Annotated in this window: 20 protein-coding genes; 2 read left to right on the top strand and 18 right to left on the bottom strand. The window is 55.5% G+C overall.

The genetic code is table 11. The features are described from left to right. Positions 1-38: 38 nt before the first annotated feature. The 3 genes from menF to ACERJC_RS10865 form a co-directional block, all read right to left on the bottom strand. Positions 39-1,337 carry an isochorismate synthase MenF gene (gene menF / locus ACERJC_RS10855; RefSeq protein WP_373671643.1) on the bottom strand — a complete coding sequence of 433 codons (1,299 nt, stop codon included), beginning with the start codon at positions 1,335-1,337 and terminating at the stop codon, positions 39-41. 97 nt (positions 1,338-1,434) lie between these two features. After that, a complete protein-coding gene (elaB, locus tag ACERJC_RS10860; RefSeq protein ID WP_042317819.1) occupies positions 1,435-1,740 on the bottom strand; it encodes a stress response protein ElaB in 306 nt (101 codons plus the stop codon). Positions 1,741-1,794: 54 nt separating this feature from the next. Beyond that, positions 1,795-2,256 (bottom strand): GNAT family N-acetyltransferase, encoded by a 462-nt coding sequence (locus ACERJC_RS10865; protein ID WP_152403388.1) that lies wholly within the window; start codon positions 2,254-2,256, stop codon positions 1,795-1,797. A gap of 66 nt (positions 2,257-2,322) precedes the next feature. Between ACERJC_RS10865 and rbn the strand changes: the two genes are divergently transcribed. Both rbn and ACERJC_RS10875 read left to right on the top strand, forming a co-directional pair. Further along, complete coding sequence (gene rbn / locus ACERJC_RS10870; protein ID WP_373671644.1) at positions 2,323-3,240, top strand: ribonuclease BN; 918 nt, start codon at positions 2,323-2,325, stop codon at positions 3,238-3,240. Positions 3,241-3,303: 63 nt separating this feature from the next. Further along, positions 3,304-4,308: a chemotaxis protein gene (locus ACERJC_RS10875; protein ID WP_373671645.1), complete on the top strand. Its 1,005-nt coding sequence runs from the start codon at positions 3,304-3,306 to the stop codon at positions 4,306-4,308. 110 nt (positions 4,309-4,418) lie between these two features. Here the strand turns inward: ACERJC_RS10875 and ACERJC_RS10880 are convergent, their stop codons facing one another. The 15 genes from ACERJC_RS10880 to lrhA form a co-directional block, all read right to left on the bottom strand. Continuing rightward, on the bottom strand, positions 4,419-5,015 hold the full coding sequence (locus ACERJC_RS10880; protein ID WP_178828525.1) for a hypothetical protein: 597 nt from the start codon (positions 5,013-5,015) through the stop codon (positions 4,419-4,421). A 334-nt stretch (positions 5,016-5,349) separates the two neighbouring features. Further along, positions 5,350-6,807 carry an NADH-quinone oxidoreductase subunit NuoN gene (nuoN, locus tag ACERJC_RS10885; protein WP_152403381.1) on the bottom strand — a complete coding sequence of 486 codons (1,458 nt, stop codon included), beginning with the start codon at positions 6,805-6,807 and terminating at the stop codon, positions 5,350-5,352. Positions 6,808-6,813: 6 nt separating this feature from the next. Then, positions 6,814-8,343, bottom strand: coding sequence for an NADH-quinone oxidoreductase subunit M (nuoM, locus tag ACERJC_RS10890; RefSeq protein ID WP_152403379.1), 1,530 nt, complete (start codon positions 8,341-8,343; stop codon positions 6,814-6,816). A 162-nt stretch (positions 8,344-8,505) separates the two neighbouring features. Continuing rightward, positions 8,506-10,347 carry an NADH-quinone oxidoreductase subunit L gene (gene nuoL, locus ACERJC_RS10895; protein ID WP_373671646.1) on the bottom strand — a complete coding sequence of 614 codons (1,842 nt, stop codon included), beginning with the start codon at positions 10,345-10,347 and terminating at the stop codon, positions 8,506-8,508. After that, positions 10,344-10,646: an NADH-quinone oxidoreductase subunit NuoK gene (gene nuoK / locus ACERJC_RS10900; RefSeq protein ID WP_000612644.1), complete on the bottom strand. Its 303-nt coding sequence runs from the start codon at positions 10,644-10,646 to the stop codon at positions 10,344-10,346. The genes nuoL and nuoK overlap by 4 nt, the downstream gene beginning before the upstream one ends. Beyond that, positions 10,643-11,197 (bottom strand): NADH-quinone oxidoreductase subunit J, encoded by a 555-nt coding sequence (nuoJ, locus tag ACERJC_RS10905; protein ID WP_043000019.1) that lies wholly within the window; start codon positions 11,195-11,197, stop codon positions 10,643-10,645. The genes nuoK and nuoJ overlap by 4 nt, the downstream gene beginning before the upstream one ends. A gap of 11 nt (positions 11,198-11,208) precedes the next feature. Then, a complete protein-coding gene (nuoI, locus tag ACERJC_RS10910; RefSeq protein WP_005129470.1) occupies positions 11,209-11,751 on the bottom strand; it encodes an NADH-quinone oxidoreductase subunit NuoI in 543 nt (180 codons plus the stop codon). Positions 11,752-11,765: 14 nt separating this feature from the next. Continuing rightward, positions 11,766-12,743 (bottom strand): NADH-quinone oxidoreductase subunit NuoH, encoded by a 978-nt coding sequence (gene nuoH / locus ACERJC_RS10915; protein ID WP_152403373.1) that lies wholly within the window; start codon positions 12,741-12,743, stop codon positions 11,766-11,768. Beyond that, the gene (gene nuoG, locus ACERJC_RS10920; protein WP_373671647.1) at positions 12,740-15,466 is read right to left on the bottom strand and encodes an NADH-quinone oxidoreductase subunit NuoG; all 2,727 of its coding nucleotides are present in this window, start codon (positions 15,464-15,466) and stop codon (positions 12,740-12,742) included. Before nuoG ends, nuoH begins: the two co-directional genes overlap by 4 nt. Positions 15,467-15,650: 184 nt before the next feature. Continuing rightward, positions 15,651-16,988 (bottom strand): NADH-quinone oxidoreductase subunit NuoF, encoded by a 1,338-nt coding sequence (gene nuoF, locus ACERJC_RS10925; protein WP_152403369.1) that lies wholly within the window; start codon positions 16,986-16,988, stop codon positions 15,651-15,653. Further along, positions 16,985-17,485, bottom strand: a complete 501-nt coding sequence (nuoE, locus tag ACERJC_RS10930; RefSeq protein WP_042317807.1) for an NADH-quinone oxidoreductase subunit NuoE — start codon at positions 17,483-17,485, stop codon at positions 16,985-16,987. The genes nuoF and nuoE overlap by 4 nt, the downstream gene beginning before the upstream one ends. A gap of 2 nt (positions 17,486-17,487) precedes the next feature. Further along, positions 17,488-19,290, bottom strand: coding sequence for an NADH-quinone oxidoreductase subunit C/D (nuoC, locus tag ACERJC_RS10935; RefSeq protein ID WP_152403367.1), 1,803 nt, complete (start codon positions 19,288-19,290; stop codon positions 17,488-17,490). Positions 19,291-19,378: 88 nt separating this feature from the next. Beyond that, a complete protein-coding gene (nuoB, locus tag ACERJC_RS10940) occupies positions 19,379-20,041 on the bottom strand; it encodes an NADH-quinone oxidoreductase subunit NuoB (RefSeq protein ID WP_003028075.1) in 663 nt (220 codons plus the stop codon). 15 nt (positions 20,042-20,056) lie between these two features. Next, positions 20,057-20,500, bottom strand: coding sequence for an NADH-quinone oxidoreductase subunit NuoA (nuoA, locus tag ACERJC_RS10945; RefSeq protein ID WP_042317806.1), 444 nt, complete (start codon positions 20,498-20,500; stop codon positions 20,057-20,059). 629 nt (positions 20,501-21,129) lie between these two features. Continuing rightward, entirely contained in the window at positions 21,130-22,068 is a 939-nt protein-coding gene (gene lrhA / locus ACERJC_RS10950) for a transcriptional regulator LrhA (RefSeq protein WP_042317805.1), read from the bottom strand. Positions 22,069-22,191: the final 123 nt, after the last annotated feature.

Genomic DNA, 22,191 nt, shown 5'->3' on the forward strand with positions numbered 1-22,191 from the left:
AAAGGGATTATTGATATGAATCGGGAATATGTGACTCATTATCCATCCATCTGTAACAAAGATCGCAGGCCAGCGGCTTTATTGTCGATTTCCTGCCACTCCTGCTCAGGATCTGAACCGCGAACAATACCCGCGCCGGCATACAGTCGAACCACGTTACCGCTGATTTTCGCCGACCGCAGCGAGACACAAAATTCGCTTTGCTGTAATGACAGATAGCCCGCCGACCCGGCGTACCATTCCCGCGCAAAGGGTTCATGCTGTTGAATAAATGCCCGCGCCCGCTCGCGGGGGATCCCGGCGACGGCCGCCGTCGGCTGCAACTGCAGTAAACACAACGTGTCGTCCGCCTGATTCAGCGCCGTCCAGATGCAACGTCGCAGGTGCTGCACTTTTCGCAACCGCAGCACCTGCGGTGGCAAAACGTCCAGTGAGTGAGTGTAGTCCTGCAGGCGCTGACAAATATCCTCGACCACCAGCATATTTTCGCGCTGGTTTTTGTCATCCTTCATCAGCCATTCGCCCAGTTGCCAGGCCTTATAATCATCAGGATGATTCGCCACCGTACCGGCGAGCGCTTCGGTGCGTAGCGCGGTATCACGACGACGCCAGAGACGTTCCGGAGACGAGCCAAGGAACGCGCGCTCGGCGCAAAAAGCCATGTAAAAATGGTAGCAGTTCAGATTCAAACGGCGACTCGAGGCCATAACGGCAGCGGCATTCACCGGGCGAGAAAATAGCAGGTCGCTGGCGCGCGCCAGCACTACTTTATCCAGTTCACCGTCGGCAATCGTCTGAGTGGCCTGCTCAATCAGGTTTATCCAGCCCGCTTTTTCAGGCCAGTGCTGTTCACCCGTTTTGCTCAGACGTAGCGTCGGCAACGGTTTTACGCTCGCCAGCGAAGCCAAGAAGGTCAGCGCCCGGTCAGCATCCTCGCGCAGAGAAACATCGCTCCACAGATGCAGACGCAGCACCGCTACGCCCGCACAGCGCCGCCACTCAAGTCGCGGTAACACGAGATTGCCCTGCTGAGGGTCGAACGCATTTAACCCCCAGATACGCAGGTCGGTTTGCTGCGGATGTTGGCGAAGAAAGCGTTGCGCCTCATCAAGCGAGGAAAAAGGCGCAACGACACCCAGCACCGCGGCCTCTTCATCGCCGTTGCGCTGCTGCCAGTAAAATTGCGGATAAATGGCCTGACTTGCCAGCCAGCTTAACGCATCAAAGGCGTCATTGAGGGGGAAAGGAACATCGAGAACCCGAATGCCTGGTGCCGCCGGGATCGCCTGCGACAAAAGACGCGTCAGACCTTCCAGCGCAGTAGTGAGTGAATGCACGCGGACCTCTCCCTGTTAAAAACCTCACATTATACGGGGTACTGCGGAAAAAAAGCAGTACCCCAGTTTAGGGAGGAAATGCGATCCCGGTTACAGGTTAGCGCCGTGCCAGCAGTAAACCGAGCACCAGTCCGACCGTTGCGCCCACACCAATCCCCTGCCAGGGCTTTTCGTGTACATAATCATCCGCACGATAAACCGCCTGCCTGGCGCGATAATAGTAGCTATCTGAAGCCTGGCTTACGCGTTTTTTGACCTCATCCAGCGCCTGTTCCGCCCGCGCTTTCAGTTCGATGTACTTTTGATCGGCAGGATCCCCTGAGGAACGCAGCACCTCTTCCAGCGTTTCACTCAGCAACGTCAGGTCGTCATCAATACGCGAATCACCAAATTGATAAGACATTCTCGTTCTCCATGTTAGTAAAACCTGCCCCTAACTATAGACAATGACTCAGGATCACGCCCGAATCGCTTCGCGCGCCATCCCCACATGAGGGATGCCATCTTCATCGTACACGTCAGTGACCGGCGTAAAACCAAATCGCGCATAGAATTCCTGCAAATGCGCCTGTGCGCCCAGATACAGCGCCTTCTCCGGCCAGCGTCGTTGGCAGGATGCCAGCGCCTGCGCCATCAGGTTTTGACCCAGTTTTTCACCACGTAACGCTTCACTGACGATCACCCGTCCAATCACTACGGGTTCAAGATCTTCAGCACTTTTCAGAATCCTCGCATACGCCACCAGTTCGCCATCATGCCAGCCAAGGATATGACGGTTATCACCCACGAGGTCGTCGCCGTCCACATCAAGATAGGGGCAGTTCTGCTCCACGACAAACACCGCGCAGCGCAGTTTTAACAGCGCATAGAGTTGAGGGACGGTTAATTCCGAATGATGCAGGTCTTGCCAGGTAATCATCGTGCGCTCCTTTTTCCGTAAACGATTTATACTAGCCAGATTATTTTTCAAAAGTGTAATGAAATAATGGAATTTCTCTTTTTAGGCACCTCGGCTGGCGTTCCCACGCGGGCACGTAACGTGACGGCCATTTTGCTGCATCATCAGCACCCGACGCAGCCCGCTCTGTGGCTGTTTGACTGTGGTGAAGGCACACAACATCAGATGTTGAGCACGGCACATCATCCCGGCAAGATTGAACGGATTTTCATCAGCCATCTGCACGGCGATCATCTGTTCGGTTTACCGGGATTATTGTGCAGCCGTTCGATGGCGGGCAATGCTCACCCGCTGACGCTTTACGGCCCGAAGGGACTGCGTGAGTTTACTGAAACCGCGCTGCGCCTGAGCGGCTCCTGGACCGACTATCCGCTGGAAATCGTCGAAATCACCGCCGGGGAAATTCTCGATGACGGGCTGCGAAAAGTGACGGCTTACCCGCTTGAACACCCGCTGGAATGCTACGGCTACCGCGTTGAAGAGCATGATAAACCCGGCGCGCTGAACGCCAGGGCGCTGAAAGCCGCAGGAGTGAAAGCCGGGCCCTGGTTTCAGGATCTGAAAGCCGGCAAAACGGTTACGCTGGAAGACGGCAGCGTGATACGCGGTGCGGATTTTCTTGCCCCGGCGACGCCCGGTAAAGCGGTTGCGATTTTTGGCGACACCGCGCCCTGTGCATCCTCGCTTGCGCTGGCGAAAGGGGTTGATGTGATGATTCACGAAACCACGCTGGATGCGTCTATGGAAGAAAAGGCCAACAGCCGTGGACACAGTTCTACCCGCCAGGCGGCGCTGCTGGCTCGGGAGGCCGGGGTCGGGAAACTCATCATGACACACGTCAGTTCTCGCTATGACGCCGCAGGCTGCCAGCGACTGCTGGCAGAGTGTCAGGCAATCTTTCCTGCCACGGAACTTGCCGACGATTTCGCCGTTTTCACGGTTTAGTGCTCCATTTTTCGCCCTCAGTGCCGATAACAGTAAAAACGCTGTATTCACACTGAGGGCAGAATGGATAATTTCCAGAAAGATATCGATGACAGGGCGAATCTGACCCTGTCCAACCGCTTTGAGCTGCTGCTGTTTCGCCTGGGAAACTCCCTGCACGAACAGAAGTCCGAGCTGTTTGGCATTAACGTGTTTAAATTGCGCGAAATTGTCCCCATGCCTGCCTTTACCCGTCCGGCGGGGATGAAGGCCCCCCTGCTGGGAATGGTCAACATTCGCGATCAGGTTATTCCGGTCATTGACCTCCCGGCCGTTGCCGGCTGCAAACCGGAGAATGGGCTCAACATTCTGCTGATCACCGAATACGCCCGTAGCGTGCAGGCCTTCGCCGTCGAGTCAGTGGAAAACATCATGCGCCTGGACTGGAAGCAGGTACACACCGCAGAGAAAGCGGTGAACGGCCGCTATATCACCAGTATCGCCTGTCTGGATGAGGACAAAGAGACCAACAACCTGGCGCTGGTGCTCGACGTTGAGCAGATCCTGTATGACATCGTGCCGTCGAATCACGACCTGCGCGCAACGGAACTGAAAACCAATAAGTTCAACATCACTCCCGGTGCCGTCGCCATTGTCGCGGAAGATTCCCGCGTGGCCCGCGCGATGCTGGAGAAAGCGCTGACGGCGATGGAGATTCCCCACCAGATGCACGTCACCGGTAAAGATGCGTGGGACAAAATCCAGCAGTTGATGCAGGAAGCGGAGGCGGAAGGCAAAGCGATCAGCGAGAAGATCGCGCTGGTGCTAACCGATCTTGAAATGCCGGAGATGGATGGCTTCACCCTCACCCGGAAAATCAAAACCGACGAGCGGCTGAAGAAGATCCCGGTGGTGATTCACTCTTCCCTCTCCGGCAGCGCCAACGAAGATCACGTCCGCAAAGTTAAAGCTGATGGCTACGTGGCAAAGTTTGAGGTCAATGAACTGTCATCCGTTATTCAGGAAGTAATGGACCGTGCGGCGCAAAACGTCAGCGGCCCGCTGGTCAGCCGTCAGCTAATTGCCTGATGTTCGCTTAAGATGTTTTGAGTGCACGGAATACTGAGTATTGAAAGACGAACGGCCCTCTCTTCGGGCCGTTTCTCTTTTGCGCCAGGCTGGCACGCTGGGGTCTTTATTTATACCCTACCGCAGCCCCCTGGGCGGTCACGAATGCAGGGTTTCCCGACAAAAACAGCGTTCCAGCTTTGGCTTAATTGAGCGAACTCGCTCGGGCTAAGATATTCCCGTTCTGCCAACGCCATCATCCGAAACAACAGCGCCCGTATCGCCGCTGACCACAGAGGCGTCAGATATTCTTCTGTCTCTCCGTCCTCCTCAACCCGGATAAAGGCCGCAGAACCTTGAGTTTCGCGGACATGCTGGCGGAAGAGTTCCTGTGCCAGCATAAAACCACGTCCGACAGGAGAGACCTCCTGGTCATCGCGCCCAGGCCATCCCAGCGTTAATTCTTCGTTTTCATCATCATACTCAGTTCTTGGTGAGGGCAAACGACGGTTCCAGTTTTTCCAGGCCAGTTGCCAGAGTTGTTGCGCATCCGCTGGCAGGTTTGTCTGTAGTAGCGCAGCCCGCTCTGTGTCTATACGTTTGATATCTTGCAGTAGCGTCACGATTGCTTCCCCTGCCATGCCAAACAGCACGCCACAGGAAAGTGCTTCGATCAGCTCAATTTTACTGGCGCGCCAGTAGCCAGGGTTAGCGACCAACCCAGACATGTCGCCCATCCTGATGACACGAACACGCCATAAACGACCAGGCCAGTGCCTGGCCGTTACAATCACCGAGGAGATCGTTTGATCCACAACCATCCACGGTGGACCACGGTGCGCATTTTTAACCTTATTACCGACAATAAGATTTTGGTGCTCATCTGCACCTGTAAACCAATAGCCAATGGATGAAGTTGATGAATGTGTAAAGAACATTTTTGCATCCTGTCACGTAGGCATCTGCGTTATACCATAACCGAATCACGCCTTACGTATTTCATCGTATGGAATACGGCATAAAAAAACCCGCCGGAGCGGGTTTGTCGTTTCTGCTTTTCGCTTACATCAGCGGTGCGGCTAACTGCACGATGCTTATCAGCGGCTGCGGGTAGATACCCAGCACCAGCACCAGCAGCGCGGAGATCAGCACCACGATGCCGCCTGCGCTGTACTGCCAGTTAGACGGCGCATCACGGTTAAGCTGCTGCGGTGCGCTCAGGTACAGACTCACGGCAACGCGCAGGTAGTAGTACAAACCAATCGCGGAACCCACCACCACAGCGGCGACCAGCCACCACAGGTGCGCCTGCACACCGACTGCCAGCACGTAGAACTTACCGATAAAGCCCAGCGTCATCGGGATACCGGCCAGAGACAGCATCATCACCGTCATCACTGCCGCGAGGATCGGACGATGCCAGAACAGACCACGGTAGGAGAACAGAGAATCGGCATCCGGGCCACGGTACGGGCTGGACATCAGGCTGACTACGCCGAATGCGCCGAGGCTGCTGAACAGGTAACCGGCGAGGTAAACGCCAACCGCTTCCATTGACATCTCGCCGCTCTGCAGGGCAATCAGTGCCACCAGCAGATAGCCAAGGTGAGAGATAGACGAGTAACCGAGCAGACGCTTGATGTTGGTCTGGCTCAGTGCCATCAGGTTACCGAAGATGATGGAGGCAAAGGCAATCACGCCCAGCACCACGCGAACCGCTTCACTGTTGCCAACCGGCGCGTACAGGAACAGACGCATCACCACACCGAAGATAGCGATTTTGCTCGCCGTCGCCAGGAAGGTGGAAACCGGAGCCGGAGCGCCCTGGTACACGTCTGGCGTCCAGAGGTGGAACGGAACCAGTGAGAGTTTAAAGCCCAGACCCACAATCATCATCCCGAAGCCTGCCAGCAGCAGCGGCTCGTTCAGCATACCGTCGCCGAGGCTCTTACCAAGCGCAACAAACGACAGGTTGCCAGACTGCGCGTACACCAGCGCCATACCGAACAGCAGGAATGAAGAGGCGGCGGCAGACAGGATGGTGTATTTGATACTGGCTTCAAGCGATCGTTTCTGACGGAACGCATAACCCACCAGGCCGAACAGCGGCAGGGAGATAAGCTCGATACCGAGGAACAGCGCCGCCAGATGATTCGCGTTCGCCAGCAGAATACCGCCCAGCGCGGCAATCAGCACCAGCAGGTAGAACTCTTCCCGGTTGTCGTCATAGCCTTCCAGCCACGGGTAGGCAAAGGTACAGGTCGCCAGACTCGCCAGCAGAACCAGTCCGGTGTAGAGCATCGCGAAACCGTCAACCCGCATCAGCGGGGTGACATCCATCGCGCCAGCCTGGCCAACAAACCAGAGCGAAACCAGCGCGGCGTTAAGCCCAATGACCGACAGCGTGGCATTGAGGAAGTGATTGCGTCGCCACGCAATGGAGAGCATCACAACCACCACCGTCAAGCCGACGATCAGCAGCGGTAGCAGCGCAATCAGGTGTTGTGGAGTTATTGTCATGGCGATTTACGGCCTTGTAGTAGTAACGGAATTAACAAACCACTGCTGGATGTTGCTCATCGCAGAATGCGAGGTATCCAGAATCGGCTGCGGATAGAAGCCAAGCAGTACCAGAAGCACGACCAGCAACAGGATGATAAACAGCTCACGCAGCGACATCCCTGGCAGTTCTTGTTTTGCAATCTGGCTCTTTGCTTTACCGAAGTAAGCGCGATGCAGCATCGCCAGCGAGTAAACAGAGGCAAACACCAGACCAAAGGTCGAAATCACGGTGATGACCGGAACCACCTGGTAGCTGCCGAACAGGATCATGAATTCGCCAACGAAGTTACCGGTACCTGGCATACCCAGCGTCGCCACCGCGAAGAACATAGACAGTGCAGGCAACCATTTCATTTTGCCCCACAAACCGCCCATCATGCGCATGTCGCGAGTGTGCAGACGTTCGTACAACTGACCACACAGAATGAACAGACCCGCCGCGGACAGGCCGTGCGCGATCATCTGAATCACCGCCCCCTGATATGCCAGTTGGCTGCCGGTGTAGATGGCAATCAGCACGAAGCCCATGTGTGAAACCGAGGTGTAGGCGATCAGACGTTTGATGTCGTACTGCGTGAACGCCATCCACGCACCGTAGAAGATACCGATGACGCCCAACCACATCGCGATAGGTGCGAATTCCGCCGACGCGTTCGGGAACAGCGGCAGGGAGAAGCGGAGCAGACCGTAAGCGGCGGTTTTCAGCAAAATACCGGCGAGGTCAACGGAACCCGCGGTCGGGGCCTGGGAGTGCGCATCCGGCAGCCAGCCGTGCAGCGGAACCACCGGCATTTTCACCGCAAACGCGATGAAGAAGCCCAGCATCAGCAGATACTCGACGCCGTGCGACATCGGGGTTTTCAGCAGGTCTTCATAGTTGAAGGTCCACACGCCGGTCGCATTGTGGTGAACGAACACCAGCGCCAGGATGGCAATCAGCATCACCAGGCCACTCGCCTGGGTGTAAATGAAGAACTTGGTTGCCGCCGTGATACGCGTTTTACCGTCAGACGCCTTATGGCCCCACAACGCGATCAGGAAGTACATCGGCACCAGCATCATTTCCCAGAAGAAGAAGAACAGGAACATGTCGATGGCAAGGAACACACCGATAACGCCGCCGAGGATCCACATCAGGTTCAGGTGGAAAAAGCCCTGATATTTTTCGATTTCTCGCCAGGAGCACAGTACCGCCAGAACGCCGAGCAGGCCGGTTAGCACCACCATCAGCAGCGACAAGCCGTCGATTGCCAGATGAATTGAGATGCCAAAGCGCGGGATCCACGGCAGGACAAATTCAGACTGCCACTGCGGAATGCCAGAAGATTGCGTCAGCGAATAGCCGCCCTGTAGCCACAGTTGCAGGCCAAGCGCGAGCGTCAGTCCCATGGTTACCAGCGCTATCCAGCGCGGCACCTTCACGCCAAAGCGTTCGGTCTGCCAGCACAGAAAGCCACCGATAAAGGGGATTAGTATCAACCAGGGTAATAACATGGTGATCTTTATTCCTTGTAAAAGTCCTCTAAAGGACCTGATTTTCAACGAATTTCGAAAATTCTTTTGGGTACTGTCGGATGGCGCTAGCGCTTATCCGACCTACGTTTCGTAGGCCCGGTAAGCCCTGCGCCACCGGGCAAAACACCCCAATCCTCAAACTCAACGCAATACCATCAGCAGTGCCAGCACCACGACGGCGCCAATGCTCATTGACGCGACATACCAGCGCAGATAACCGTTCTCGCTGAACAGCAGGCCTTTACCTGCGAAGCGGGAAAGAATTGCCGGTACGTTCATCAGGGCATTGAGCGGATCGCGTTTAAGCAGCCAGGCGACGCCAAGGAACGGCTTAACGAACACTTTGTCGTACAGCCAGTCGAAGCCCCAGGCGTTATACCACCAGGTCCCCAGCAGACGGCCAGGCGCACTGTTGGCAATCGACGTCACAAGCGTACGTTTACCCAGCCACAGCCATGCAGCAATCAGGATGCCCGCAATCGCCACCACGCCAGAGGTAATTTCCAGGGTCATCACGCGGCCATGCTCAAGTTCTGTTGTCTGCGGCAATACACCCTGCAGCGGCGGTACAATCAGCGCGCCAATGAAGGTGGACAGAATCATCAGGACAATCAACGGCAGGTGGTGAGTAATCCCCTTCCCTGCATGAGCGTGAATTTGTTCTTTACCGTGGAACACGATGAAAATCATACGGAAGGTATACAGGGAGGTCATGAACGCACCGACCAGACCTGCCACCATCAGATTGATATGACCATTTGCCATGGCCCCCGCCAGAATCTCATCCTTACTGAAGAAGCCAGCAGTAATCAATGGCAGAGCCGACAGCGCCGCGCCGCCCACCAGGAAGCAGAGATAAACCAGCGGAATGGACTTACGCAGGCCGCCCATCTTGAAGATGTTCTGTTCGTGATGGCAGGCCAGAATGACGGAACCGGACGCCAGGAACAGCAGCGCTTTAAAGAAGGCGTGCGTCATCAGGTGGAAAATCGCCGCATCCCATGCCTGAACGCCCAGCGCCAGGAACATGTAGCCTATCTGGCTCATGGTGGAATAGGCGAGCACGCGTTTGATGTCGGTCTGTACCAGGGCAGCAAACCCTGCCATCACCAGCGTCACCGCACCAACGATACCCACCAGATGCAGAATTTCCGGGGTCATCAGGAACAGGCCGTGGGTACGGGCAATCAGGTAGACACCGGCGGTGACCATCGTGGCGGCGTGGATCAACGCGGAAACAGGCGTCGGGCCCGCCATCGCGTCAGCCAGCCATGTCTGCAACGGCAGCTGTGCCGATTTACCGACCGCGCCACCCAGCAGCATCAGCGTCGCCCACGTCAGCATATTGTTGCCTGCGGCGAAGTGTGCCGGCGCCAGTTCCACCATCTCGCGGAAGTTCAGGGTGCCCAGTTCGTTGTACAGAATGAACAGTGCGAAGGCGAGGAACACGTCACCCACACGGGTCACGACAAACGCTTTCATGGCCGCCGCGCCATTCTTCGGATCGGTGTAGTAGAAACCGATCAGCAGATAGGAGCACAGACCCACGCCTTCCCAGCCGAGGTACATCAACAGCAGGTTATCGGCCAGCACCAGAACAACCATGCTGGCGATAAACAGGTTGGTGTAGGCGAAGAAGCGGGAATACCCCTCTTCACCACGCATGTACCAGGACGCGAACATGTGGATCAGGAAGCCAACACCGGTGACCACCGACAGCATGGTCAGCGACAGGCCGTCCAGTACCAGGTTGAAACCAATGTTGAAGTCACCGACAGACATCCACGTCCACAGCGGGACGCTAAACGCCTGCTTGCCGTTGGCGAAGAAGTCGACACCCACAAAGGCGGTGACCAGCGCCGCCAGACCGATGGAGCCCACGCCTACGATGGCGGAGAGATTTTCTGACCAGCGTCCGCGAGAGAACGCCAGCAGGACAAAGCCAATCAATGGCAGAATGATGGTTAAGGCAAGCATGTTCATCCACGCATCTCACTTACTGAATCGATGTTCAGGTTCTGGCGACGGCGATGAAGTTGCAGCAACAGCGCAAGTCCAATACTCGCTTCGGCAGCAGCAAGGCTGATAGCGAGAATATACATCACCTGACCATCGGTCTGGCCCCAATAGCTACCGGCGACCACAAAGGCCAGCGCGGAAGCGTTGATCATGATTTCCAGACCGATCAGCATAAACAGCAGATTGCGGCGGATAACCAGACCGGTTAAGCCCAGAACGAATAAAATCGCAGCGAGGATCAGTCCATGTTGTAAGGGGATCATGCGTGCTCCTCCGTTTTTCTTTTCGCGCTGTCGTCTTTCCGGTTGCTCAGCACTTCGCCAGAGCGCTCTTCGCGACCGACGTGGAAGGCGACAACCAGCCCCGCCAGCAGCAGCATAGACGCCAGCTCTACCGCCAGTACATAAGGCCCGAACAGCGTAATACCGACCGCTTTCGCGCTGATTGGCGTACCGTCGATACCCTGGTCGTTAACACCCAGAATGGCGTACACAATCACCACCAGCATGATGGCCGACAGAATCGCCGGACCAATCCACACCTGCGGTTTCAGCCACTGGCGCTCCTGTTCGATTTCAGAACCGCCCAGGTTAAGCATCATCACCACGAACACGAACAGCACCATAATGGCACCGGCATAAACGATAATTTCCAGCGCACCCGCGAAGTAAGCCCCCAGCGAGAAGAACACTCCAGAAATCGCCAGCAGCGAAATAATCAGGTACAGCAGCGCGTGCACCGGATTGGTATGGGTGATCACCCGCAAGGTAGCGAGAATGGCGACCAGGCCACAGATATAAAAAGCGAACTCCATTGCCCCTCTCCTTACGGTAACAGGCTCTTGACGTCGATAGGCTTAGCTTCGTTCTCTGCTTCGCCCTTATCTTTGCCGTCGATTGCCATACCTGCCATCCGGTAGAAGTTATATTCCGGATATTTACCCGGACCGGAGATCAGCAGATCCTCTTTCTCGTAAACCAGATCCTGGCGCTTGTACTCACCCAGTTCGAAATCTGGCGTAAGCTGAATCGCGGTTGTCGGACAGGCTTCTTCGCACAGACCGCAGAAAATGCAGCGTGAGAAGTTGATGCGGAAAAACTCCGGATACCAGCGACCGTCTTTGGTCTCCGCTTTTTGCAGAGAAATACAGCCTACCGGACACGCTACCGCACACAGGTTACAGGCAACGCAGCGCTCCTCGCCGTCCGGGTCGCGTGTCAGAACGATACGACCACGAAAACGGGGCGGTAGATAGACCGGCTCTTCCGGGTACATCTGCGTTTCGCGTTTCGCGAACGCGTGCAGGCCGATCATCCAGATACTGCGTACCTGGGTGCCGAAACCTACTAACAATTCTTTTAAGGTCATGGTCTTTGTGTCCCTTATTGCGCCTGCCAGAGAATGACAGCCGCCGTTACCAGCAAGTTGATGAGCGTCAGCGGCAGGCAGATCTTCCAGCCGAAGGACATTACCTGGTCATAACGAGGACGCGGTAACGACGCACGAATCAAAATGAACATCATCATGAAGAACGCGGTTTTCAGCGCGAACCAGATGAATGGCGGTAATAACGGGCCATGCCAGCCACCGAAGAACAAGGTAACCATCAGCGCAGAAATGGTGACGATACCGATGTACTCCCCCACAAAGAACAGACCGAACTTCATCCCGGAGTATTCAATGTGATAACCATCGGCCAGTTCCTGCTCGGCTTCCGGCTGGTCAAACGGGTGACGGTGACACACCGCCACGCCTGCGATAGCGAAAGTGACAAAACCAAAGAACTGCGGAATAACGTTCCAGATATCGGCCTGGTTGTTGACGATGTCGGTCATGTTAAATGAACCGGCCTGCGCCACCACGCCCATCAGGGAAAGTCCGAGGAACACTTCGTAGCTGAGCGTCTGCGCAGACGCACGCATTGCACCCAACAGCGAGTATTTGTTGTTGCTCGACCAACCGGCGAACAGCACCGCATACACCGCCAGACCCGCCATCATCAGGAAGAACAGGATCCCGATGTTCAGATCCGCGACCACCCAACCCGGACTCACCGGCACGATGGCAAACGCCAACAGCAGCGAAGTAAAGGCAATCATTGGCGCAAGCGTAAAGATGACGCGATCCGAGAATTTCGGGATCCAGTCTTCTTTAAAGAACATCTTGATCATGTCCGCGACCAACTGGAGCGAACCGCCCCAGCCTACACGGTTCGGTCCGTAACGGTTCTGGAACAGCCCCAGCAGACGACGTTCGCCAAAGCTCATGAATGCCCCGCAGGTGACCACCACCAGCAGGATCACCACCGCTTTGAGGATGGTCAGCAGGATCTCAATCAGATCCGGTGTAATCCAACTCATTGTTGTGCCTCCTGCAGATCCTCAAGACGTGCGCCCGCCAGAACAGGGGCAATGCCCGGCATGCCCATCGGCAAACCGACCTGCCCTGCCGTCAACCCTTCAGCGATTTCAACCGGTAGCGTGACCGTATTGCCATCGTAGCTAAAGGAGACGCGGGTACCGGCATTCACGCCCAACTTCGCGGCATCGGCCGGGTTGAGTTTGATGTACGGTTGCGGCATGCGGCTCTGGAATACCGGCGCGCGCTGAGACAATTCGTCGCTACCAAACAGATGGTAGTACGGCGCGATACGCCACTGTCCGTCCTGCGCCTGGAAGCTCGCCGGAACGGTCGTGAAGTAATCCAGACCACCATCTGACGCTTCGATCAGACGCACACCCGGATCGCCATGACGCAGTTTACCGCCCACTTCATCCTGGAACTTGTTCCACGCCTGCGGGGAGTTCCAGCCCGGAGCCCAGGCAAATGGAATCTGTGAACGCGGCGCGGACGGCTGGTTGTTCCCTTCCATGGAGAAGGCAAACATCGTGTCTTTGTCCTGCGGCTGACGCGGTTCGTGAACGCTGATGTTCGCGCGCATCGCCGTACGACCGCTGTAACGGTGCGGCTCACGCGCCAGTTTCTGTCCACGAATGCGGAAGGTGGCATCCGGCGCAGCGTCTTTAATGCCGGCCAGTTCAGGTATCGCGGCAACTACAGCGTCGATAACGTGGTCAAGCTGCGTCCAGTCCACTTCGCGGCTCTGCACGGTGCTGTGCAGCGAATGCAGCCAGCGCCAGCTTTCCAGCATAATGGTGTTGGCGTCGTAGTACGCCGGATCGTAAACCTGGAAGAAACGCTGAGCGCGGCCTTCGTTGTTGATGACCGTACCGTCGCTTTCGGCAAAGCTTGCCGCAGAAAGCACCAGGTGGGCGTTTTCCATGATCGCGGTGCGCTGATGGTCAACCACCATTACCAGCGGCGCTTTTGCCAGCGCGGCATTCACGCGCGTTGCCGACGCGTGACGATGCAGATCGTTTTCCAGCACCACCACCGCGTCTGCACGACCGGTTTCCAGTTCAGTCAACGCATCATCAAGTGGACCGCCGCCCATAATGCCCAGGCCCATACTGTTAACAGAACGGGCAATCATCGTGATGCCGACGTCAGCTCCGCGACCTTTCAGCGCTTTCGCCACGTTGGCAGCCGCCTGAATCACTTCAGTGCTACCGGCGTTGGTGCCGGAAATAATCAGCGGTTTTTTCGCCCCGGCCAACGCCTGAACGATCACGTCGATTTTGTTTTGCAAATCGCTGCTGATGCCGTCAACGGCTGGTGCCGTGTTGTCCAGCGCGTGGGCGATAGCGAAACCTAAGCGCGCCTGATCTTCAACCGGCGCACGGTAGGTCCAGGCCGCAATATCATCCAGACGGGTGTTGTCCACGTTGGTCACGAACAGCGGATGCTTCGCACGTTGGCCGATGTTGAGGATCGCCGCAATCTGCCAGTCAGCCACTTTCTGGGCTGCCGCCATTTCGCGTGCTTTGCCTTTTACCGCCTGACGCACGGCCAGCGCAACGCGAGCACCGGTCTGAGTGATGTCTTCGCCCAGCACCAGCACCGCATCGTAAGATTCGATATCACGCAACGCAGGGGTATGCACTCCGCCCTCACGCAGCACTTTCAGTGCCAGTTGCAGACGTTCCTGCTCGGAATGTGCAATCCCGGTGTAGAAGTTTTCCGCTCCAACCAGTTCACGCAGCGCGAAGTTGCTCTCGACGCTGGCGCGCGGAGAACCGATGCCAATCACTTTCTTCGACTGACGCAGAATGTCTGCCGCGCCCTGCATCGCCTGCTCGGCGTTGAGTGTGATCAGGTCATCGCCACGACGCTGTACCGGCTGACGCGGACGGTCTTTCAGGTTCACGTAACCATAGCCAAAACGACCGCGGTCGCAGAGGAAGTAATGGTTAACGGTCCCGTTGTAGCGGTTTTCGATACGACGCAGTTCGCCGTAGCGCTCGCCCGGGCTGGTGTTACAGCCGATGGAACACTGCTGGCAGATGCTCGGTGCAAACTGCATGTCCCATTTACGGTTATAACGCTCGGAGTGCGTTTTATCAGTGAAGACGCCGGTCGGGCAGATTTCTACCAGGTTGCCGGAGAACTCGCTTTCCAGCGTGCCATCTTCCGGGCGACCGAAGTAGACGTTATCGTGCGCGCCATACACGCCAAGATCGGTGCCGTCTGCATAATCTTTGTAGTAACGCACGCAGCGATAGCAGGCGATACAGCGGTTCATTTCGTGAGAGATGAACGGTCCGAGGTCCTGATTGCGGTGAGTACGCTTGGTGAAACGATAACGACGGAAACTGTGGCCGGTCATCACGGTCATATCCTGAAGATGACAGTTACCGCCCTCTTCACAGACCGGACAATCGTGCGGGTGGTTGGTCATTAACCACTCCACCACGCTTTCGCGGAACTGTTTCGCTTCTTCGTCGTCAATCGAAATAAACGTGCCTTCGGTGGCCGGTGTCATACAAGACATCACCAGGCGACCACGCGTGTCTTCCGCGTTTTGGTATTGCTTCACCGCACACTGGCGGCAAGCACCAACGCTTCCCAGCGCCGGATGCCAGCAAAAGTACGGAATATCAAGGCCGAGAGACAGACAAGCTTCCAGCAGGTTGTCCGCTCCGTTGACCTCATATTCTTTGCCGTCTACATGAATCGTAGCCATAGTCAGCATGCTTCCAGTTGGCTCAGTCAGAGACTGAGCGTTAATCGAATTTCTTTTCCGCTTTATCCTTCAAGCTACCTCGGCGTTGGCTTCCTTCGTTCACCCCAGTCACTTACATCAGTAAGCTCAGGGGATTCTCTCAGTCGCCGCCTTGACGTAGCTTGAATGCTTTCGCGTAAAACGTTTACCAGCGCTCTTTAAGCAGGTTCGGCTGAATACCACCAATCGCATGGGTATTACTGAACGACTGCTTGATGCCAGCTTCGAATTCTTCGCGGAAATATTTAATGGCGCTCTGTAGCGGCTCAACCGCACCCGGTGCGTGTGCACAGAAGGTTTTACCCGGACCGAGGAAACGACACAGTTGCTCAAGCGTCTCGATATCCCCCGGTTGACCTTCACCACGCTCCAGCGCACGCAGAATTTTTACGCTCCACGGCAGGCCGTCACGACATGGCGTACACCAGCCGCATGATTCACGGGCGAAGAATTCTTCCAGGTTTCGCACCAGCCCCACCATGCCAATCTCGTGGTCAACCGCCATCGCCAGCGCCGTACCCAAACGGCTTCCGGCCTTACCAATGCTCTCAAATTCCATTGGCAAATCGAGGTGCGCTTCCGTCAGGAAGTCGGTTCCCGCGCCGCCGGGCTGCCAGGCTTTGAACTTGAGCCCATCGCGCATGCCGCCCGCGTAATCTTCGAGGATCTCACGCGCGGTGGTGCCGAACGGCAGTTCCCACAGTCCCGGATTCTTCACGCGACCAGAGAAGCCCATCAGCTTGGTACCGGCATCTTTGCTCTTCGAAATGTTCTGATACCACTCCACGCCGTTATCAAGGATCGCCGGAACGTTACACAGCGTTTCCACGTTGTTGACGCAGGTCGGTTTACCCCATGCGCCGGAGGTCGCCGGGAACGGCGGCTTCGAGCGCGGGTTAGCGCGACGGCCTTCGAGGGAGTTGATAAGCGCGGTCTCTTCACCGCAGATGTACCGCCCTGCCCCGGTATGGACAAACAGTTCGAAGTCAAAACCGGTGCCCATAATGTTTTTGCCAAGCAGACCGGCTTCGGTCGCTTCCGCAATCGCACGGCGCAGATTCACGGCGGCTTCAATGTATTCACCGCGCAGGAAGATGTAACCCCGGTACGCTTTCAGCGCAAACGCGGAGATCAACATGCCTTCTACCAACAGGTGCGGCAGTTGTTCCATCAGCAAACGGTCTTTATAGGTGCCCGGCTCCATTTCATCGGCGTTACACAGCAGGTAACGGATGTTCATGGATTCGTCTTTTGGCATCAGGCTCCACTTAAGCCCCGTGGAAAAGCCCGCGCCGCCGCGCCCTTTCAGGCCAGCGTCTTTTACCTGGTTGACAATCTCGTCCGGCGACAGACCGGTCAGCGCCTTACGCGCACCTTCGTAGCCGTTCTTGCTACGGTATTCGTCCAGCCAGACGGGCTGTTTGTCATCACGCAGCCGCCAGGTCAGCGGATGCGTTTCGGGAGTACGGATAATGTCTTTCATTTATACCGCTCCAGCAGTTCAGGAATGCCTTCCGGGGTCAGGTGAGCGTGAGTATCCTCATCGATCATCATGTTCGGCCCTTTATCGCAGTTCCCCAGGCAGCAGGTCGGCAGCAGCGTAAAGCGACCGTCGAAGGTCGTCTGCCCCGGCTTGATGTTGAGCTTTTTCTCCAGCGCAGCCTGAATCCCCTGGTAACCGTTGATATGGCATACCACGCTATCGCAATAGCGAATCACATGGCGACCCACCGGCTGACGGAAGATTTGGCTGTAGAACGTCGCAACACCTTCGACGTCGCTGGCCGGGATCCCCAGCACATCGGCGATCGCGTGGATAGCACCGTCCGGCACCCAGCCGCGCTGCTTCTGAACGATCTTCAGCGCTTCAATGGACGCCGCACGCGGGTCTTCGTAGTGGTGCTTCTCGTGCTCAATGGCTTCACGCTCTGCCGCACTCAGCTCAAAAGCCTCGGTTTGTGGTTGTTGATTCTCGTGCATAATTAGCGGTCCACATCTGACATAACAAAATCGATACTACCCAGATGGACGATCAGGTCGGACACCAGGCTGCCACGTACTGCCACCGGGATCTGCTGCAGATGCGCATAGCTCGGGGTACGAATACGGGTACGATAACTCATGGTGCTGCCATCACTGGTCAGGTAGTAACTGTTGATACCCTTGGTCGCTTCCACCATCTGGAAGGACTCGTTCGCCGGCATGACCGGGCCCCACGACACTTGCAGGAAGTGGGTGATCAGGGTTTCGATATGTTGCAGCGTGCGCTCTTTCGGCGGCGGCGTCGTCAGCGGGTGATCCGCTTTGAACGGGCCTTCCGGCATGTTGTTGAGGCACTGCTCAAGGATGCGCAGACTCTGACGCAACTCTTCAACTTTCAGCATTACGCGGGTGTAGCAGTCGGAAACCCCGCCGCCAACCGGCACTTCAAAGTCAAAGTTTTCATAGCCAGAGTAAGGGCGCGCTTTACGCACGTCGAAATCAATACCGGTCGCACGCAGCGCCGCGCCGGTGCAGCCCCAGTCCAGCGCTTCTTTCTTACCGTAAGCGGCAACGCCCTGCGAACGCCCTTTCAGAATGGTGTTTTGCAGTGCGGCTTTCTCGTAAGAAGCCAGACGCTTCGGCATCCAGTCGAGGAACTCACGCAGCAGTTTGTCCCAGCCGCGCGGCAGGTCATGCGCCACGCCGCCGATACGGAACCAGGCCGGGTGCATACGGTAGCCGGTGACCGCTTCCACGATGTCGTAGATTTTCTGACGATCGGTAAAGGCAAAGAAGACCGGCGTCATGGCGCCGACGTCCTGAATAAACGTCGAGATATACAGCAGGTGACTGTTAATGCGGAACAGTTCGGAGAGCATCACGCGGATAACGTTAACGCGTTCCGGTACGGTAATGCCCGCCAGTTTTTCCACTGCCAGCACGTACGGCATCTCGTTAACGCAGCCGCCGAGGTATTCGATACGGTCGGTATACGGAATATAGCTGTGCCAGGACTGACGTTCACCCATTTTTTCAGCACCACGGTGGTGGTAGCCGATGTCAGGCACGCAGTCGACAATTTCTTCGCCATCAAGCTGAAGCACAATACGGAATGCACCGTGTGAGGACGGGTGGTTCGGGCCGAGGTTGAGGAACATGAAGTCCTCGTTTTCGGTTCCGCGCTGCATACCCCAGTCTTCCGGTTTGAAAGTCAGCGCTTCCATTTCCAGATCCTGTTTCGCTTTAGTCAGCTCAAACGGATCGAATTCGGTGGCACGCGCCGGGTAGTCTTTACGTAGCGGGTGGCCCTGCCAGGTATGTGGCATCAGCAGGCGCGTCAGGTGCGGGTGACCTTCAATATCAATGCCAAACATTTCCCAGGTTTCACGCTCATACCAGTTGGCGTTCGGGAACAGTTTGGTGAAGGTCGGCACGCGCAGATCGTTTTCTGACAATGCCACCTTGAGCATGATATCGCGATTGCGCTCAATGGAAATCAGGTGGTAGAAAACGGAAAAATCCGCGGCGGGTAACCCTTCGCGGTGTGTGCGCAGACGTTCGTCCATGCCGTGTAAGTCAAACAGCATGACGTAAGGTTTCGGCAATCTCTTTAAGAAATCGCCCACTTCCAGTAATTGTTCACGCTTGACCCAAACAACGGGTACCCCGGTGCGAGTCGCCTGAACGGTAAAGGCATCCGGCCCAAAACGGTTGCGCAGTTCGCCGATGACCGGGTCATCAAGGTGATCCCGTGTTTGCCATGCGGCATCTTGCGCGGTTAAGTCGGTCATATTGTTCACCATTGCAAATGGTCCGTGGTGACTGTCGACAGAGCTTCGCTGAATTTATGTAGTGATGGGCGAAGAAAATGCTGCTGCCGACAGGCGCAAATTAAATCTCGTCTGGTGTACGCAGATTCGTTACTGCAATGCGTTCGCCGCGTTTACGCTCGCGCTCTGACTGCATGTTGGCGCGATAAACGCCCTGATCGCCAACCACCCAGGAGAGCGGACGACGTTCTTTGCCAATGGAATCCTGCAACAGCATTAACGCCTGCATGTACGCTTCCGGACGCGGCGGGCAACCCGGGATGTAAACATCCACAGGGATAAACTTATCAACGCCCTGCACTACCGAATAAATATCGTACATACCGCCGGAGTTGGCACACGCGCCCATGGAAATCACCCATTTCGGCTCCAGCATCTGGTCGTAGAGACGCTGGATGACCGGCGCCATTTTGGTAAAGCAGGTCCCCGCCACCACCATCAGGTCGGCCTGACGCGGTGAAGCACGCAGAACTTCCGCACCAAAGCGCGCCACGTCATGCACGGCGGTGAACGAGGTCACCATCTCAACGTAGCAGCAGGAAAGGCCGAAGTTATAAGGCCAGATTGAGTTTTTGCGACCCCAGTTAACCATGTCATGCAGTTTGCCCATGAACACGTTTTTGTTAACTTCCTGTTCCAGGGGGTCGGTTACGATCTCCTGCTTTTGCAGGGGGTAACGGTCGTTCTCACCGTTAGGATCTATGCGGGTGAGCGTATAATCCATCTTAATGCCTCGCGGTTAGCGTTGACGATTAGCGATACTGTTCGTTTCCGGGTTCATACGCTCGCGGCGTGAACGCGCGGGCGTCCAGTCCAGCGCGCCAATACGCACCAGATAAACCAGACCTGCCAGTAACACAAAAATAAAAATTGCAGCTTCCACAAAGCCAACCCAGCCGCTTTCACGGATAGAGGTCGACCATGCGAACAGATACAGCGCTTCAACGTCGAAGATAACGAAGAACATGGCTACCAGATAAAACTTGGCAGACAGGCGTAAGCGGGCGGTGCCGACCGAGTCGATACCTGATTCAAACGGGGTGTTTTTTGACCTCGCGCGTGCGCGACCGCCTAAAAACCAACCGCCGATAAGCATCAGGCAGCACAGGCCAATGGCAACAATAAGAAAGATAGCGAATGCCCAGTGATGAGCGATGACTTCAGTGGATGTTGACATACTCATTGCTTACTCATCAAAAGTAGCGCCAAATTCTCTGCTCTTTTCGGCAGATGAACGCCACATCGATTCATGGGGAGGAATAAAAAAAACCTTACAATCGCTGCAACAAATGTTTTAGACAGCCAATTGATGGGGTTTTTTACTCCTTTCTATAACCTTTTGTCAACTTTGACAAAAGTTTCCTCACATTAATTTACATGATAACAACACCCTTAACATTTAATGCGCTTTAGCACCGTGTTGATCGATTCACAGGCTAAAAAGGGATGTTGTTGAATCGTGTCCGTTGTGAAGTAAGTAGGAAAAATCGCGCCTATTTTGACAGGAATTGATCCAAAAGCCTTCCCCTAAAAAGGAGTATTTTCTTGATCTGTGACACGCTTTTGTTAATCCACCCCAAAAAACAGCAACAATTTCTCTCGTTTTTTAACATGAGAGCGTTGAGTTGCGAATTTTGCTTATTTTTTACGCGTTTTTTTTATCGCAACGTCTACTCGCTGATTTATGAGGATTTTTACCTTTTTCCCCCGTCCGTTAAGGATATTAGTACAAAAAAAGAACCACTGGATGTTTTTTAATCACCAGTGGCTCTTTTTTACACTTACATTTTTTAATGACTTTTTTGTGATCCGTTACTCATAGTCTCCTTCGACCAGCACGGAATCATCTCCCCCTTCCGGGGTAATCGGACTGTACTGCCACGGATTCTGCCAGGTATCCATCGCCTGATAGATGACCTGCGCCAGATCGTTCTTCGATGCCGGGTCACGGCAGAGCAGGTATTCGGTGTCCGGCAACGGGGGTAATCCGTCAACTGCCCCCAGCACGCGCAGGTCCGGGCTCATCATTTCTACCGGGCGCGCCGTCACGCCGAGACCGGCCTTCACCGCCGCGCGTACCGCTGGCAGTGTCGACGCGACATAGGCCAGTCGCCAGGGGATATTCGCCGCATTCAGGGTGGCAAGGACCACATCACGGAACGGACTGGGATCGTCCAACAACACCAGCGGAACCGGTTCGCCCTTTTGCAGCACATACTCTGCGGCACAGTACCAGTGCGTCGGGGAGGTACGCAGCGTCAGGCTTTCAAACGATCCGGGACGATTGGTGGTAACAATCAGATCCACCTCTTGCGATTTCAGCATGTCGAGCATGAAGGCATTTCGCTTCACCCTGACATCCAGCGCAAGTTTCGGATAAACCGAACTAATGCGATTCAGAAGAAAGGGCAGTATCGTATCGGCGGATTCATCAGAAGCCCCGATAGTTAATACTCCCTGAAGATTGCTGAACATCAATGATGAGCAAGCCTCATCATTGAAACGTAAAATTTTTCTGGCGTAACCCAGAAGCTGAATGCCGTGTTCAGTCAACAGTTTGTTACGACCGTGACGAGCGAAGAGTTCTTTTCCCACGAGCTGCTCGAGGCGCTGCATCTGTTGGCTCACCGCAGACTGAGTACGACACACCGCTGCAGCTGCTGCTGCAAATGTGTTCAGATCGGCAACAGCAACAAATGTTCTCAGCAGATCGAGGTCGAGGTTAATTATCGGACGATTTGCATTTATCATAATTTTTCACTTACTGGCGGCTCATACTGAGCTTGTTAATGCTGTGCATACAAAATCAAGCAATTCCCTTTGTAATGCGCTTCCTTAGCAGAGTCACCTGCTGACAGCAGGTGAAAGTAAATA

Origin of the sequence: Citrobacter telavivensis, assembly GCF_041807075.1 — a bacterium.
In the GTDB taxonomy this organism is placed as follows: Bacteria; Pseudomonadota; Gammaproteobacteria; order Enterobacterales; family Enterobacteriaceae; genus Citrobacter_A; species Citrobacter_A telavivensis.